This window comes from Streptomyces sp. NBC_01460, from assembly GCF_036227405.1.
Taxonomy (GTDB): Bacteria; Actinomycetota; Actinomycetes; order Streptomycetales; family Streptomycetaceae; genus Streptomyces.
Map to the genome: position 1 here is coordinate 4,390,245 of NZ_CP109473.1, position 13,945 is coordinate 4,404,189.

Genomic DNA, 13,945 nt, shown 5'->3' on the forward strand with positions numbered 1-13,945 from the left:
CTGACGTCCGAAGGGCCCGGCGCATCGCGCCGGGCCCTTCGTGCGTCCTCCCGCGGGTCAGTCCTTCCGGAGGCCGACCGCGCCGGGGGCGGCGTCCTGGGCGCCCGGGGCCGAGCCGTCCCGGGGCGCCGGCACGGTGACGGCCGCCGCGTCCTCCGCGGCCAGGCGCTCCATGCCGCTCGTCGTCTTGAGGGGCTTCTCCTTGATGAAGAGCACCGCGAGCAGACCGAGGAAGGCGAACGGGGTGGCGATGAGGAAGAGGTCGCCGGTCGCGACGCCGTAGGCGTGCTCGACGATGTTCTTCATCGGCTCGGGCAGCGTGGTCATGTCGGGCACGGCGCTGCCGTGGCCGCCGCCCGCCACCGGGATGCCGTTCTCCGCGAGGCCCTTGGCCATCTCGTCGGCCACCCGGTTGGCGAGGATCGCGCCGAGCACGCTGGTGCCGACGGTGCCGCCGAGGCTGCGGAAGAAGGAGAGCACGGAGGTCGCGGCGCCCAGCTCGTGAGCGGGCACGTCGTTCTGCGCGGCGAGCACGAGGTTCTGCATCAGCATGCCGACGCCGATCCCCATGAAGGCCATGTACACGCTGAGCAGACCGAAGTGGGTGTCGGCGTCGATGGTCGAGAGCAGACCGAGGCCCGCGGTCATGACGACGGCGCCCGAGACGAGGTAGATCTTCCACTTGCCGGTCGCGGAGATGATCTGCCCGGCGATGGTCGAGGAGACCAGCAGGCCGCCGATCAGCGGGAGGCTCATGAGCCCTGCGACGGTCGGGGACTTGCCCAGCGAGATCTGGAAGTACTGGGAAAGGAACACGGTCCCGGCGAACATCGCGATACCGACGAAGAAGCTCGCCAGGGTCGTGAGCGACACCGTGCGGTTACGGAAGATGCCCAGCGGGATGATCGGCTCGGCGGCCCTGGACTCGACGAGGACGGCCGCGGCCAGCAGCACCACGCCGCCGGTCACCAGGGCGGCCGTCTGCCAGGAGGCCCAGTCGAAGCTGTTGCCCGCGAGCGACGTCCAGATCAGCAGCGCGCAGACGCCCGCCACGATCAGGAAGGCGCCCAGCCAGTCGATCCTGACCTGGCGGCGGACCGTCGGGAGCTTCAGGGTGCGCTGGAGCAGCACGATCCCGGCCAGCGCGAACGGCACACCGATGAAGAAGCACCAGCGCCAGCCGAGCCACGAGGTGTCCACGAGGACACCGCCGATCAGCGGACCCGCGACCGTGCCCACGGCGAAGACCGCGCCGAAGATGCCCGCGTACTTGCCGAGCCGGCGCGGCGGGATGATCGCGGCCATCACGATCTGGGCCAGCGCGGTGAGGCCACCGGCGCCGACGCCCTGGATGACCCGGCTGATGATCAGGGTGACGACGTCCTGGGAGAAGCCGGCCACCAGGGAGCCGACGACGAACAGGCCGAGCGACAGCTGGAGCAGCAGCTTCTGGTTGAAGAGGTCGGCGAGCTTGCCCCACAGCGGCACGGTGGCCGTCATGGCGAGCAGCTCGGAGGTCACGACCCAGGTGTACGAGGACTGGCTCGCGCCGAGGTCGGCGATGATCCGCGGCAGGGCGTTGGCGACGACCGTGCCCGCGAGGATGGCGACGAACATGCCCGCCATCAGGCCGGACATCGCCTGGAGTATCTGGCGGTTGGACATGGAGGAGGGCGCCTGCCCGGGCGCCTCGGTAGCGGTCACGGTGTCCTTCTTCGGTACGGGAGCAGAACGGGGTCGGTGGTGTGCGGAGCGGCGGCCGGTGCGGGCCGGGCCCGCTACTCGGTGGGGCGCGGGAGGCCCTGGGCCAGCTGGGTGAAGACCTCGTGGAAGGCGTCCGCGAGCGCGGTCTCGCCGGGGTGGTCGCACCAGTGCTCGAGGGCGACCCGCAGGGCGGTCAGGGTGACGGCGGCGAGGAGCCGCGCGAAGAGGGCGGTGCCGGGGGCCTCTTCCGTGTCCGGCCCCGGGCCGTGGAGCCGGTCGGTGAGGGCGACGGCGAGCGCCCGTTCGTCCGCCATGTGCGCCTGGAGGCCGCGGTGGATGAGGTGTGGCGAGCGCTGGAGCACCTTGGACTGGAGGGCCCACAGCTCCTGACGGCTCTCGAACCCGTCGAGCTCGGTGACGAGGGCGTCGCGTACGACGTCGAGCGGCGGCAGGTCGGCGGGGGCGCTGCGCACGGACTCCCTGATCCGTTCGCCCACCTCGTCGTCGACCAGGACGAACGCGTCGTCGTGGCTGGGGAAGTAGTTGAAGAACGTCCTGGGTGAGACACCGGCGGCCTCGCTGATGGCCTCGACGGTGACGTGCTCGACGCCGTGCTCGGCGGCCAGCCGTACGGCGGCCTCGGCGATGGCCCTGCGCGTGGCCCGCTTCTTGCGCTCCCGCAGCCCGGGCGCGGAGGTCGTCGTCTTCGGCACAACGTGCATAGTAGGCAAAGATGCACATCCTGCAAAATTATTTACCCGGTGGAGCGGAGCCGTCGGCGGCCTGCGCATCAGCCGGGGCGTCCACGCGTGCGAGCCCAGCGGTGCCAGGACGCTCGGACCGGGCCGGGACGACCGGCTGAGACGACCCCGGGACGACCGACCGGGACGGAACGCAGTGAAGGGACCGACCCGCAACGGGGTCGGTCCCTTCATTCACAGCGGTAGCGGTGGGATTTGAACCCACGGTGACGGGTTACGCCACACTCGCTTTCGAGGCGAGCTCCTTCGGCCGCTCGGACACGCTACCGAGAGAGAGCTTAGACCATGCCGGGCCTGGTTCGAAATCCGATTCCCCGCGCCCTGCCGGTGCGTCCGACGGGACGGGTCAGCGCCCGCGGAAGAACGCGGTCAGCAGCTCCGCGCAGGCGTCCTCCAGGACGCCGTGGATCACCTCGGGGCGGTGGTTGAGCCTGCGGTCGCGCACGACGTCCCAGAGCGAGCCGGCCGCGCCGGCCTTCTCGTCCCGGGCCCCGTAGACCACCCGGCCGATCCGGGACTGGACGAGCGCGCCCGCGCACATCGTGCAGGGTTCCAGGGTGACCACGAGCGTGCAGCCGGTCAGCCGCCAGGAGCCGAGGGCCTCGGCGGCCCGGCGCAGGGCCAGCACCTCGGCGTGCGCCGTCGGGTCGGCGGTCGCCTCGCGCTCGTTGTGGCCCGTGGCCAGCAGGGCGCCGTCCGGGCCGAGGACGACGGCGCCGACCGGCACATCGCCGGCCGACGCCGCCTGCGCCGCCTCGTCCAGGGCGCGGCGCATGGATGCCTGCCACGGGTCCCGTACGGGATCGGGGGGAGGCGGTGAGGGGGGAGTGGGTGGTGGTGCGTTCACCCGCGGACCCTAACGGACGGCCTCCAGGACCTCGGCCGCTCCCAGCGCGTCCGCGATCTCCGCCAGTGCGTCGGTGCGCAGGGTCAGCAGGTCCTTCTCGGACAGCCCGAGGTCGGCGAGGACCCCGAGATCGCCCAGCGGCCCCGCCGGTACGGCGTCGGGGTCGTCCTCCAGGTCGGGTTCGGTGACAGCGGGGCCGGCCCGGCCGTCGCCGCTGTCCTGGGCTTCGTCCGGCTCGCCGTCCTCCGTACCGTCGAGGTCGACGAGCTCCTCGAGTGCGGCGATCTCGTCCTCGGCCCCCGGTTCGCGGCCGAGCAGTTCATCGGTGAGCAGGATCTCCCCGTACGAGGAGCGGGCGGCGGCGGACGCGTCCGAGACGTAGATACGGGGGTCCTCCTCACCGTCCACCCGGACGACGCCGAACCAGGCGTCCTCCTGCTCGATGTAGACGAGGACCGTGTCCTCGTCCACCGAGGCCTCACGGGCCAGATCCGTCAGGTCGGACAGGGTTTCCACATCGTCGAGCTCTGTATCGCTCGCTTCCCACCCGTCTTCGGTGCGAGCGAGCAGTGCGGCGAAGTACACCGTGACTCTCCCACTGGTCATAGGTGAATCGGTCCGACGGGAGGGCAGACGGTCATCCGGCTGCTCTGGGTCCCGCCCAATCGGCATCGTGGCAGAAACGAGCGCGATGCGAGACCTCTTCGACCGTTGCGTCGGCCATCAGTTCCTGGAGCGGGTGCCGGCTGACGGTGTTCACCCGCGCCCCACGGGGCCGCCGAGCGGCCTCCGGCTGACGGCCTCACCAGCGGAACGTACGCATCCGCATCTGTTGGCGCATACGGGCCGCGCGGGCCCGGCGCGGCTGGACCCGGTCGCGCAACTGCTTCGCCTCGTGGAGCTCACGGAGGAACTGCGCCCTGCGCCTCCGGCGTGCCGCGTCACTCTCCTGCGCGTCCGGCACGTTCTCCTGAGCCTCGGGCAGGTCGCGCGCGTCGCGTCCTGCCCGCCGTTGATCCCGCTGCTCCCCGTCGCGCAATCGACACACCACCCCAAGCCCGGGTCCGTATGCCCCCACCTTCCCCCCGAACAGGTGCTTGATGCCAGTGCGGACCGGCGGGAACCCGGTCCGGGGCCCGGTTACTGTTGACGGCATGCGGATCCACGTCGTCGACCACCCGCTGGTGGCGCACAAACTCACCACGCTGCGCGACAAGCGCACCGACTCCCCGACCTTCCGGCGGCTCGCCGACGAGCTGGTCACCCTCCTCGCGTACGAGGCCACCAGGGATGTGCGGACCGAGCAGGTCGACATCGAGACCCCGGTGACGCCCACGACCGGGGTGAAGCTGTCGCATCCGCGTCCCCTGGTCGTCCCGATCCTGCGCGCCGGCCTCGGCATGCTGGACGGCATGGTGCGGCTGCTCCCGACCGCCGAGGTCGGCTTCCTGGGCATGATCCGCAACGAGGAGACGCTCCAGGCGGAGACGTACGCGACGCGGATGCCCGAGGACCTCTCCGGCCGTCAGGTCTATGTCCTGGACCCGATGCTGGCCACCGGCGGCACGCTCGTCGCGGCCATCCGGGAGCTGATCAAGCGCGGTGCGGACGATGTCACCGCGGTCGTGCTGCTGGCGGCGCCCGAGGGCGTCGAGGTGATGGAGCGCGAACTGGCGGGGACGCCGGTCACGGTCGTCACGGCCTCGGTCGACGAGCGGCTCAACGAGAACGGCTACATCGTGCCGGGGCTCGGCGACGCCGGTGACCGGATGTACGGCACCGTCGACTGACCTGGCCGCCCCGGCCTCCCGGCCGGGACCTGCCGTAGTACGAGTGCCCCGGCCGCCTCAGCAGGAGGACGGTGCCGGGGCCGGCTTCGTCAGCGCCGTGAGCGCCGACGCGGCGGCCGCGGGGGTGCTGAACGCCTTGAACTTCGTGCCGATGATCAGATCGACGTCCGCGGTCCTGCGGGTGTCGGTCTTCTGCGCCGCCCCCGGCAGCTGCGTGGCGAGCACGGGGAACGAACCGTTCATGGCGGTCGGGCCGCCGAGCAGCATCCCGGTGCCGGGCACCTTCTTGTCGTAGGCGGCCGGGGCGTTGTCCACCTTGCCGATCGCGAAGCCGCGCTTCTTGAGCTCGTCGGCCGCGGCCTTGGCGAGCCCGCTGCGGGGCGTCGCGTTGTAGATGTTGACCTTGATGGTGGCCGGCTTCGGGAGCGCCTTCGCGGGCGCCGAGGCGCTCGGGGAGGGGCAGGCCTTCGGGCGGTCCGCGGCGTTGGCCTGCTTGTCGCCGCCGGTGAAGACGTCGATGAGCTGGAGCGTGCCCCAACCGGCCAGGCCGAGGGCCACCACGGCGGCGGCCGCCGAGAGCACCAGCTTGCGGCGATTGCGGGGGCGGCGCATGCGGGGGTAGGTGTTACCCGTGATGCGGTACTTTCCGCCCATGCCGGGAGGGGTGAGCATGCTCATGGGCGCAGCGTAGTGCGACCTGGTGATGATGCCTACTAAACGATCAACCTATGGCACCCGAACGTGCATAAAAGCACTCGAAAGGCCCGAAATGCTCCACGGGTGGGTGTGGCGCGTTCAGCCCATCTCGAGCACGCGCGCGTGCAGCACCTGGCGCTGCTGCAGGGCGGCGCGCACGGCGCGGTGGAGCCCGTCCTCGAGGTAGAGGTCGCCCTGCCACTTCACGACGTGGGCGAAGAGGTCGCCGTAGAACGTGGAGTCCTCGGCGAGCAGGGTCTCCAGGTCCAGCTGGCCCTTGGTGGTCACGAGCTGGTCGAGGCGGACCGGACGCGGCGCGACATCCGCCCACTGTCGGGTGCTTTCCCGGCCGTGGTCGGGGTATGGCCGCCCATTTCCGATGCGCTTGAAGATCACACGGAAAGCCTACCGGGCAAGGGCCTCCGGGCGCAGCCACGGAACACGACCGGGAAACCGTTCAAAAGACCGCACAACGGGATGAAACGCCGCTCGGTCTGTCTTGTTTGTGGTGCATGTTTGTGTCGCTGCCCCGGTGGACGCACGAGTGGCCGCGCGGTGACGGCTCGGTGAAGCCCGGGTGCGTCGCTCCCCGCGGACGGGGCGTGGTCCCCGCCCGCGGAGTGCGGACGTGTGTCAGCGGGTGACGCCGTGCGCGTGGCCCTCGCGCAACCCGCCGCTGTCCCTGGCCGCGCCGGAGGCCGAGGTGGCCGGTACCGGGCGGCTCAGGGAGCTCAGGTCGTGCGCGTAGGTGCCCACGGCGTGGGCGATCACGTCGATGTTGGTGTCGAAGTGCTTCAGGTCGACGTTGTCGAGGTCGTCGCAGGCCGCGTGGTAGCAGGGGTCGTACGCGAGGCCGGCCTTGCCGCCGTACGTCTCGGCCTGCTCGGCCGTCTTGATGCCCTCGGCGCCGGTGTCGGTGCCGCCGGACGGGATGCCGACCTCGATGAACGGGCCGTAGTCGGAGCGTCCGGTGAAGTCCGTGCCGGTGTGCGGCTTGTCCTCGCTGTCCAGGAACGCGTTGATGTCATGCTCCAGCTGGGCGGAGCCCTCGGGGCCGGGGCCCGCTCCGGTGCCGTCGGAGTCGTCGCCGTCGAAGACGAACTGCGCGCCGTTCGGGGAGGCGATCATGTCGAAGTTGAGGTAGAGCGCGATCTTCGCGCGCTGTGCCTCGGAGAGCTTCGCGACGTATGCCTCCGAGCCCAGCAGCCCGTTCTCCTCCGCCGACCACCAGGCGAATCGCACCTTGTTGGCGGGCGTCCGGTGGGACTCGGCCAGTTCCAGGGCGACTTCGAGGAGTCCGGCCGAGCCGGACGCGTTGTCGTTGATGCCGGGGCCGTCGGTGACCGAGTCGAGGTGCGCGCCGAGCATGACCGTCTTCGCCGCGTTGCCGCCGGGCGTCTCGGCCACGACGTTGTGGGTGGTGCGCTCCTCCTGGAACTCGCGGATCTCGAAGGAGACCTTCACCTCCCCTTTCGCCAGGTCCGCGACCAGCTTCTCGCCCTCGTCCCGGGTGAGTCCGCCGGTGGGGATCTTTCCCGCGGCGGCATCTCCGAGGGTTCCGGAGAGGGCCCCGTCGGTGTTGTTGTAGATCACCGCCCCGGTGGCGCCCGCCACCGCGGCCGCCGCCTGCTTCTCCGCGAAGGAGCAGCCGCCCCGCTTGATGAGGGCGATCCTGCCGGTGTACGCGGCCGAGGCGTAGTCGGCCGCCTCGCAGCCGGTGGTGTCGTCGACGGGGACGGCGACGAGAGCCGCCGTGATGCCGCCCTCGGCGGTGGAGGCGGTGTACGTCATCGCCCGGATCGAGATGTCCCGGGGGGTGGGGGAGACCACGGCGAGCTTCTCGGCGAGGGTCTCGGTGTAGAGGAAGTCGAACGCCTGGTAGCCGACCCGGTATCCGGCCTTCCGGAGGAGGCGGTGGACGTAGGCGGCGGAGGCGTCATGGCCGGGCGATCCGGCCGCGCGGTGTCCGTCCGCCGCGTCGGCTATGGCCTGGAACCGCTCCAGATGCCGGTAGGCACCCTTGGCGGAGGAGTTCTTGACCAGCTGCCGGGAGAGCTTGGCGGCGTCCCTGGCCGGGTCCTGCGACGCGTGTCCGTGGTCCGGGGACGCGGCGAGGAGAAGCGGTGCGGCCAAGGCGGTGGCGGCCACGGCTGCCATGGCTCTGCGACGGTGTGCGTGCACAGGAGTCCTTCCGGTGTGAACGGATGTGGGGGGAAGCTAGCGATCCGGCCGGTGTCTGTGAACAGGTGCGGCCGTTCCTGACCCGGCGTGTGGCTGGTTCCGTACAGGTACGGGTACGGGTACGGGGGCGGGCGCGCGGACCGGACGCCGTCCCGGGCCGGCCTGACGGACTGCTCCGCGCCCGGGCGCCCTGCCGCTCGCGGTCACGTGGAGCGGCCCGCCGCCTTGGCCGCCGCCTTCGCCTGCTGCTTGAAGGCCCGCACCTCGGCGAGCGAGTCGGGACCGGTGATGTCCGCCACCGACCGGTGCGAGCCGTCCTCGCCGTAGGCCCCGGCGGCCTCCCGCCAGCCCGTCGGACGTACGCCGAACTGCTTGCCCAGCAGAGCGAGGAAGATCTGGGCCTTCTGGGTCCCGAAACCGGGCAGGGCGTTGAGCCGTTCCAGCAGCTCGGCCCCCGTGGCGGCGTCCGCCCAGACCCCTTCCGCCCGCCCGTCGTACTCCGCCACCAGGAACTGGCAGAGCTGCTGCACCCGCTTGGCCATGGAGCCCGGGTACCGGTGAAGGGCGGGTTTCGCGGTGAACAGCTCCGTGAAGGCCTCGGGGTCGTACGCGGCGATCTCCCGGGCGTCGAGATCGTCCTCGCCCATGCGCCGCGCCAGCGTGAGCGGCCCGGTGAACGCCCACTCCATCGGCACCTGCTGGTCCAGCAGCATGCCGACGAGGGCGGCCAGCGGACTGCGGCCCAGCAGCGCGTCCGCGTCGGGTTCCTGGGCGATCCGTACGGTGCGGGCCTTGCCGCTGTCGCTCGTGGTCATGTATTCGATGATCGCGAGGGTGACCGGGATCGGCGACTCGGTCACCACCGCGGCGGTGGCCTCCTACCCGGGGCTCCCACCGGCCGGCGGCAGCAGCCGGGATGCCCGCATCCGCAGGTAACGGGCCTCGGGTGCGCTGAGCGTGCGGCCCGCCGCCCGCTGATAGGCGGCGCGTGCCGCCTCGTGGTCCCCCGCCCTCTCCAGCAGATGGGCCCGCACGGCGTCCAGCCGGTGGTGTCCCGCCAGCCCGTCCTCCAGGGCCGCGACCGCGGACAGCCCGGCCCGGGGGCCCTGCACCATGGCGAGGGCCACCGCCCTGCCCAGCTCCGCCATCGGCTCCGGGGTCCGGTGCACGAGGAGGTCGTACAGGGCCAGGATCTGGGGCCAGTCGGTGTCCTCGGCACGGGCCGCCTCGTCGTGCAGCGCGGCGATCGCCGCCTGCAGCTGGTACGCCCCCGCCGGCCCCTGGGAGAGGGCCTCCTCCACCAGGGCCGTGCCCTCGTCGACGGCCGCCCGGTCCCAGCGGGTGCGGTCCTGCTCGTCGAGCGGGATCAGCTCGCCGTGCGGTCCGGTGCGTGCCCCGCTACGGGCCTCGGTGAGCACCATCAGGGCCAGCAGGCCGGTCACCCGCCCGTCCCGGGGCAGCAGGCCGCGGACGGCACGGGTCAGCCGGACCGCCTCCCGGGCCAGGTCGGCGCGGTGCAGAGCGCTGCCCGACGTCGCGGTGTACCCCTCGTTGAAGATCAGGTAGAGCACCTGGAGCACCGCGCCGAGACGCTGGTCGCGGTCGGCGGGGCCGGGCTGCCGGAACGGCACACCCCGCACCTTCTGCTTGGCCCGGCTGATCCTCTGCGCCATCGTCGCCTCGGGCACCAGATGGGCGCGGGCGATCTCGGCCGTCGTCAGGCCGCCGACGGCGCGCAGCGTCAGTGCGACCTGGGCGGCGGGGGAGAGCACGGGGTGGCAGCAGAGGAAGAGCAGGGTGAGCGTGTCGTCGGCGGACGGTGCGCGGCTCTCGCCGGGCGGCGGGGCGGTGAAGGCGTCGCGCGGGGTGAGCGCGGCGGCCCTCGCCTCGCGCCGCTGCCGTGCGCTGTCCCCGCGGAGCTGGTCCGTCAGCCGCCTGGACGCGGTCCGGATGAGCCAGCCGCGCGGATTGTCCGGCAGCCCTTCGGCCGGCCACTGCTGGGACGCGGCGAGCAGCGCCTCCTGCACGGAGTCCTCCGCCGTGTCGAAGTGGCCGTAGCGGCGTACGAGCGCGCCGAGGACCTGCGGCGCGTGGTGGCGCAGCAGGTCCTCGATGCCGGCCGGCGTGTCGTTCACACGGTTCCTCCCGGTGGGCGTCCTACGCGGGGGCGCCGTCGTCGATCGGACGGATCAGTACCGGGTAGACGGGCGCGCCCTCCGGCTGCGGACACGCCTGGATGCGCGCGGCGATCTCGGTGACCCTGTCGAGGCTCGCGCAGTCGAGCACCCAGTACCCGGCGAGCTGCTCCTTGGTCTCCCCGTAGGGGCCGTCCGTGATCACCGGCCGGCCGTCCGCGCCCGGCAGCACCGAGCGGGTCCTGGCGGGTTCGGTCAGGCCCTGGCCCTCGACCATCTCGCCGGACTCGGCCAGGTCGTTGTTGATCCCTTCCATGAAGGCGAACATCGCCTGGACGTCCTTCTCACTCCACGCGGGGCTCTGAGCCGAACCCCTGCCGCTCATGGCCTCGTAGTCGGCCTGCGAGCCCTGAACCATCACGAGGTACTTCATGGTGTCGCTCCTCGGCTTCTCGGTAGCCGCCCCTTGTGGGCAACTCTCACAGGGGACGTCGGAGCCCGCGACCGGTTCTCGACACCACGCGGGAGGTTTTCCGGGATCACTCCGCCGCGCGGGCCCGGAAACGCTCCCCGTAGAGTTCGGCTGCGTCGTCCCACCAACTCCGAGGTACCGGCCGTGGCCCCCGCATCACCCCTGTCCGCCGTCCCGGCGGCCCTGTCCGCCGTGAGTGTCGTGGGCATCGGTGCCGACGGCTGGGCCGGACTGCCGGACTCCGCCCGCGCGGTGCTCCTGGACGCCGACGTCCTGATCGGTGGTGAGCGCCAGCTCGGCCTGCTCCCGCCGGAGTGCGAGGGCCTGCGCGTGCCCTGGCCCTCGCCGCTGCGGCCGGCCGTGCGGGGTCTGCTCGCCGCCCACGCGGGGAGCGGGACCGCCGTGCTGGCCAGCGGCGACCCCATGTTCTACGGCATCGGCCGGGCCCTCACCGAGGAGCTGGGCGCCGGCGCGCTGCACGTCCTGCCGCACCCCTCCTCGGTGTCGTACGCCTGCGCCCGGCTCGGCTGGCCGGTGGAGGACACCGAGACCGTCACCCTCGTCGGGCGGCCCACGGCCCGGCTGGCCGCCGCGCTGCACGACGGGCGCCGGCTGCTGGTGCTCTCCGCGGACGCGGCCACGCCCGCCGCCGTGGCCGCGCTCCTGCGTGAGCGGGGCTTCGGGCCCAGCCGGATGCGGGTGCTGGAACAGCTCGGCTCCACGGCCGAGGACTGCGTGGAGGGCGTCGCCGACAGCTGGGAGCACCCGCCGGGCGACCCGCTCAACGTCGTCGCGGTGGAGTGCCGGAGCGCCCCGGGGACCCTGCGCCTCGGAGCCGTACCCGGGCTTCCCGACGAGGCGTACGAGCACGACGGGCAGCTCACCAAGCGCCATGTGCGGGCGGCCACGCTCGGCGTGCTCGCGCCCGCCCCCGGGGAACTGTTGTGGGACGTCGGCGGAGGCTCCGGGTCGATCGCCGCCGAGTGGATGCGGACCCATCCGTCCTGCCGCGCCGTGACCGTGGAACGCGATCCGGCACGGGCGGCGCGCATCGCTCGCAACGCGGACCGGCTCGGCGTCCCCGGGCTGCGCGTGGTCACCGGGCGCGCACCGGACGCCCTGGCCGGACTGCCGGTGCCCGACGCGGTGTTCATCGGCGGCGGGCTGACCGCACCCGGGCTGCTCGACGCCTGCTGGGAGGCGCTGCCCCCGGGCGGCCGGCTGGTCGCCAACACGGTGACGCTGGAGTCGGAGGCGCTCCTCGCGGAGTGGTACCGGCGGCTCGGCGGCGACCTGGTCCGCCTCGCGGTGGCCCACGCCGTGCCCGTCGGAGGATTCACCGGCTGGCGTCAGGCCATGCCCGTCACCCAGTGGTCCGTACAGAAGCCCCCGCACGCCCCGCCCCCGCACGCCCCAGAACCCTCGCACGCCCCAGGAGACGACCAATGACCGTGTACTTCATCGGTGCGGGACCCGGCGCCGCCGACCTGATCACGGTGCGCGGCGCCCGCGTCCTCGCCGCCAGCCCGGTCTGCCTGTACGCGGGCAGCCTGGTCCCCCGCGAGCTGCTCGCCTCGTGCCCGCCCGACGCGCGGCTCGTGGACACGGCCCTGCTGGACATCGACCAGATCACCGCCGAGCTGGTGCGGGCTCACGGGGAGGGCCACGACGTGGCCCGGCTGCACTCCGGCGACCCGTCGGTCTTCAGCGCCGTGAACGAGCAGATGCACCGGCTCGACGAGGCCGGGGTGCCGTACGAGGTGGTGCCCGGGGTGCCCGCCTTCGCCGCGGCCGCGGCGGCGCTCAAGCGGGAGCTGACGGTGCCCACGGTCGGCCAGACCGTGATCCTCACCCGGATCGCCCAGCGGGCCACGGCCATGCCGGAGGGCGAGGCCCTGGCCACGCTGGGCCGCAGCGGCGCGCTGATCGTGCTGCACCTCGCCGCGCGGTACGTGGACCGCGTGGTCGACGAGCTGCTGCCGCACTACGGGGCGGACTGCCCCGCCGCCGTGGTCGCCATGGCCTCGCGCCCGGACGAGATCATCCTGCGCGGAACGCTGGACTCCATCGCCGGCCAGGTGAAGGAGGCGGGGGTCATCCGTACCGCGGTGATCATGGTCGGCCGGACGCTGGGCGCGGAGCAGTTCCGCGACAGCCACCTGTACTCCCCGGCGCGGGACCGCCACAGCTGCTGACGGGCGGGAAGGTGGGGCGGACGCCGCCCCACCCTCGCTCAGCGCATCTCGCTGCGCCCGACCACGGCTCCCGCCCGGTCGATGCAGATGATGTCCACCGCGACCGGGGCTCCCCGTAGGACCGACAGTGCCTGGTCACGGGCCGCCACCGCGACCAGGTCCCCGAGCGGGACGCCTGCCGCCATGCACAACTGCAGTGCCGCGAGGCCGGTGTTGGCGACCTCGATCTCGCCCGCCAGCGCCTCGCTCGCGCCGCCCTGGCGGGCCAGCCGCGCCAGGAACGGCTTGTCGACCTGGGAACGGCCCGAGTGCAGGTCCAGATGTCCGGCGGCCAGCTTGGACAGCTTGGCGAACCCGCCGCAGATGGTCAGCCGCTCCACCGGGTGCCGGCGTACGTACTTCAGCACGGCGCCCGCGAAGTCCCCCATGTCCAGCAGGGCGATCTCCGGCAGCCCGTACTCGGCCACCACCGTCTTCTCCGAGGTCGAGCCCGTGCACCCCGCGACATGACGGTGTCCGGCCGCGCGCGCCACGTCCACCCCGCGGCGGATCGAGTCGATCCAGGCGGAGCAGGAGTACGGCACCACGATGCCCGTCGTGCCCAGGATCGAGATCCCGCCCAGGATGCCCAGGCGAATGTTCCACGTGAAACGTGCGATCTCCTCGCCGTCGTCCACCGAGACCGTGATCTCGACGTCGCCGGTGGAGCCGTGTTCCGCCGCCACCCGCGCGATGTGGTCCCGCATCATCTGGCGGGGGACGGGGTTGATCGCGGGCTCCCCGACGTCGAGCGGCAGCCCGGGGAGCGTCACCGTCCCCACGCCGGGCCCCGCCCGGAACACCACGCCGGACCCGGCGGGCAGCAGCCGCACGGTGGACCGCACCAGGGCACCGTGGGTGACGTCCGGATCGTCGCCCGCGTCCTTGACCACACCGGCCGTGGCCCGCCCGTCGCCGAGCTCCTCCACCGCCAGGGCGAAGGCGGGCTCCTGGCCCTTGGGCAGGGTGATGGTCACCGGATCGGGGAACTCGCCGGTCAGCAGGGCGGTGTACGCGGCTGTGGTCGCCGCCGTCGCACAGGCCCCGGTCGTCCATCCGGGCCGCAGACCGGTGTGCTTGAGTTGGGCGGTGCGCCCGCCCTGCGCCTCACTGCTCATGGATGGA

15 protein-coding genes and 1 tRNA gene are annotated in these 13,945 nt (G+C 72.6%); 3 read left to right on the forward strand and 13 right to left on the reverse strand.

All coding sequences use genetic code 11. The features are described 5' to 3' along the window. Positions 1 to 57: 57 nt before the first annotated feature. The 6 genes from OG488_RS19555 to OG488_RS19580 form a co-directional block, all read right to left on the reverse strand. Entirely contained in the window at positions 58 to 1,665 is a 1,608-nt protein-coding gene (locus OG488_RS19555) for an MDR family MFS transporter (RefSeq protein WP_329238812.1), read from the reverse strand. A 113-nt stretch (positions 1,666 to 1,778) separates the two neighbouring features. Further along, positions 1,779 to 2,426 (reverse strand): TetR family transcriptional regulator, encoded by a 648-nt coding sequence (locus OG488_RS19560; RefSeq protein ID WP_329230962.1) that lies wholly within the window; start codon positions 2,424 to 2,426, stop codon positions 1,779 to 1,781. A gap of 219 nt (positions 2,427 to 2,645) precedes the next feature. Then, positions 2,646 to 2,733: transfer RNA gene (locus tag OG488_RS19565), tRNA-Ser, on the reverse strand. Positions 2,734 to 2,811: 78 nt separating this feature from the next. Next, the gene (gene tadA / locus OG488_RS19570; RefSeq protein WP_329238815.1) at positions 2,812 to 3,240 is read right to left on the reverse strand and encodes a tRNA adenosine(34) deaminase TadA; all 429 of its coding nucleotides are present in this window, start codon (positions 3,238 to 3,240) and stop codon (positions 2,812 to 2,814) included. A gap of 81 nt (positions 3,241 to 3,321) precedes the next feature. Further along, positions 3,322 to 3,897 (reverse strand): tRNA adenosine deaminase-associated protein, encoded by a 576-nt coding sequence (locus OG488_RS19575; protein WP_329238818.1) that lies wholly within the window; start codon positions 3,895 to 3,897, stop codon positions 3,322 to 3,324. Positions 3,898 to 4,114: 217 nt separating this feature from the next. Then, positions 4,115 to 4,351 (reverse strand): hypothetical protein, encoded by a 237-nt coding sequence (locus OG488_RS19580; RefSeq protein WP_329230963.1) that lies wholly within the window; start codon positions 4,349 to 4,351, stop codon positions 4,115 to 4,117. 115 nt (positions 4,352 to 4,466) lie between these two features. Between OG488_RS19580 and upp the strand changes: the two genes are divergently transcribed. Then, entirely contained in the window at positions 4,467 to 5,102 is a 636-nt protein-coding gene (gene upp / locus OG488_RS19585) for a uracil phosphoribosyltransferase (protein WP_073750868.1), read from the forward strand. 57 nt (positions 5,103 to 5,159) lie between these two features. On the opposite strand, the gene OG488_RS19590 is transcribed toward upp, so the two are convergent. The 6 genes from OG488_RS19590 to OG488_RS19615 form a co-directional block, all read right to left on the reverse strand. Next, positions 5,160 to 5,756: a LytR C-terminal domain-containing protein gene (locus tag OG488_RS19590; RefSeq protein ID WP_329238820.1), complete on the reverse strand. Its 597-nt coding sequence runs from the start codon at positions 5,754 to 5,756 to the stop codon at positions 5,160 to 5,162. Between the two features lie 141 nt (positions 5,757 to 5,897). Next, complete coding sequence (locus OG488_RS19595) at positions 5,898 to 6,194, reverse strand: type II toxin-antitoxin system VapB family antitoxin (protein WP_014155093.1); 297 nt, start codon at positions 6,192 to 6,194, stop codon at positions 5,898 to 5,900. 237 nt (positions 6,195 to 6,431) lie between these two features. Then, the gene (locus OG488_RS19600) at positions 6,432 to 7,955 is read right to left on the reverse strand and encodes a M28 family metallopeptidase (RefSeq protein WP_329230965.1); all 1,524 of its coding nucleotides are present in this window, start codon (positions 7,953 to 7,955) and stop codon (positions 6,432 to 6,434) included. A 227-nt stretch (positions 7,956 to 8,182) separates the two neighbouring features. Beyond that, a complete protein-coding gene (locus OG488_RS19605; protein ID WP_329238822.1) occupies positions 8,183 to 8,794 on the reverse strand; it encodes an HhH-GPD-type base excision DNA repair protein in 612 nt (203 codons plus the stop codon). Positions 8,795 to 8,857: 63 nt separating this feature from the next. Next, entirely contained in the window at positions 8,858 to 10,114 is a 1,257-nt protein-coding gene (locus tag OG488_RS19610; RefSeq protein WP_329230966.1) for an RNA polymerase sigma factor, read from the reverse strand. A gap of 22 nt (positions 10,115 to 10,136) precedes the next feature. After that, positions 10,137 to 10,547 (reverse strand): YciI family protein, encoded by a 411-nt coding sequence (locus OG488_RS19615; protein ID WP_329230967.1) that lies wholly within the window; start codon positions 10,545 to 10,547, stop codon positions 10,137 to 10,139. 183 nt (positions 10,548 to 10,730) lie between these two features. Here OG488_RS19615 and cbiE point away from each other — a divergent pair, with 183 nt between their 5' ends. Next, a complete protein-coding gene (cbiE, locus tag OG488_RS19620) occupies positions 10,731 to 12,035 on the forward strand; it encodes a precorrin-6y C5,15-methyltransferase (decarboxylating) subunit CbiE (RefSeq protein ID WP_329230969.1) in 1,305 nt (434 codons plus the stop codon). Then, positions 12,032 to 12,781, forward strand: coding sequence for a precorrin-4 C(11)-methyltransferase (gene cobM, locus OG488_RS19625; RefSeq protein WP_329230971.1), 750 nt, complete (start codon positions 12,032 to 12,034; stop codon positions 12,779 to 12,781). Before cbiE ends, cobM begins: the two co-directional genes overlap by 4 nt. A 38-nt stretch (positions 12,782 to 12,819) precedes the next feature. Here cobM and OG488_RS19630 read toward each other — a convergent pair whose 3' ends face one another. Next, positions 12,820 to 13,938 carry a cobalt-precorrin-5B (C(1))-methyltransferase gene (locus tag OG488_RS19630; protein ID WP_329230973.1) on the reverse strand — a complete coding sequence of 373 codons (1,119 nt, stop codon included), beginning with the start codon at positions 13,936 to 13,938 and terminating at the stop codon, positions 12,820 to 12,822. Between the last annotated feature and the right edge of the window lie 7 nt (positions 13,939 to 13,945).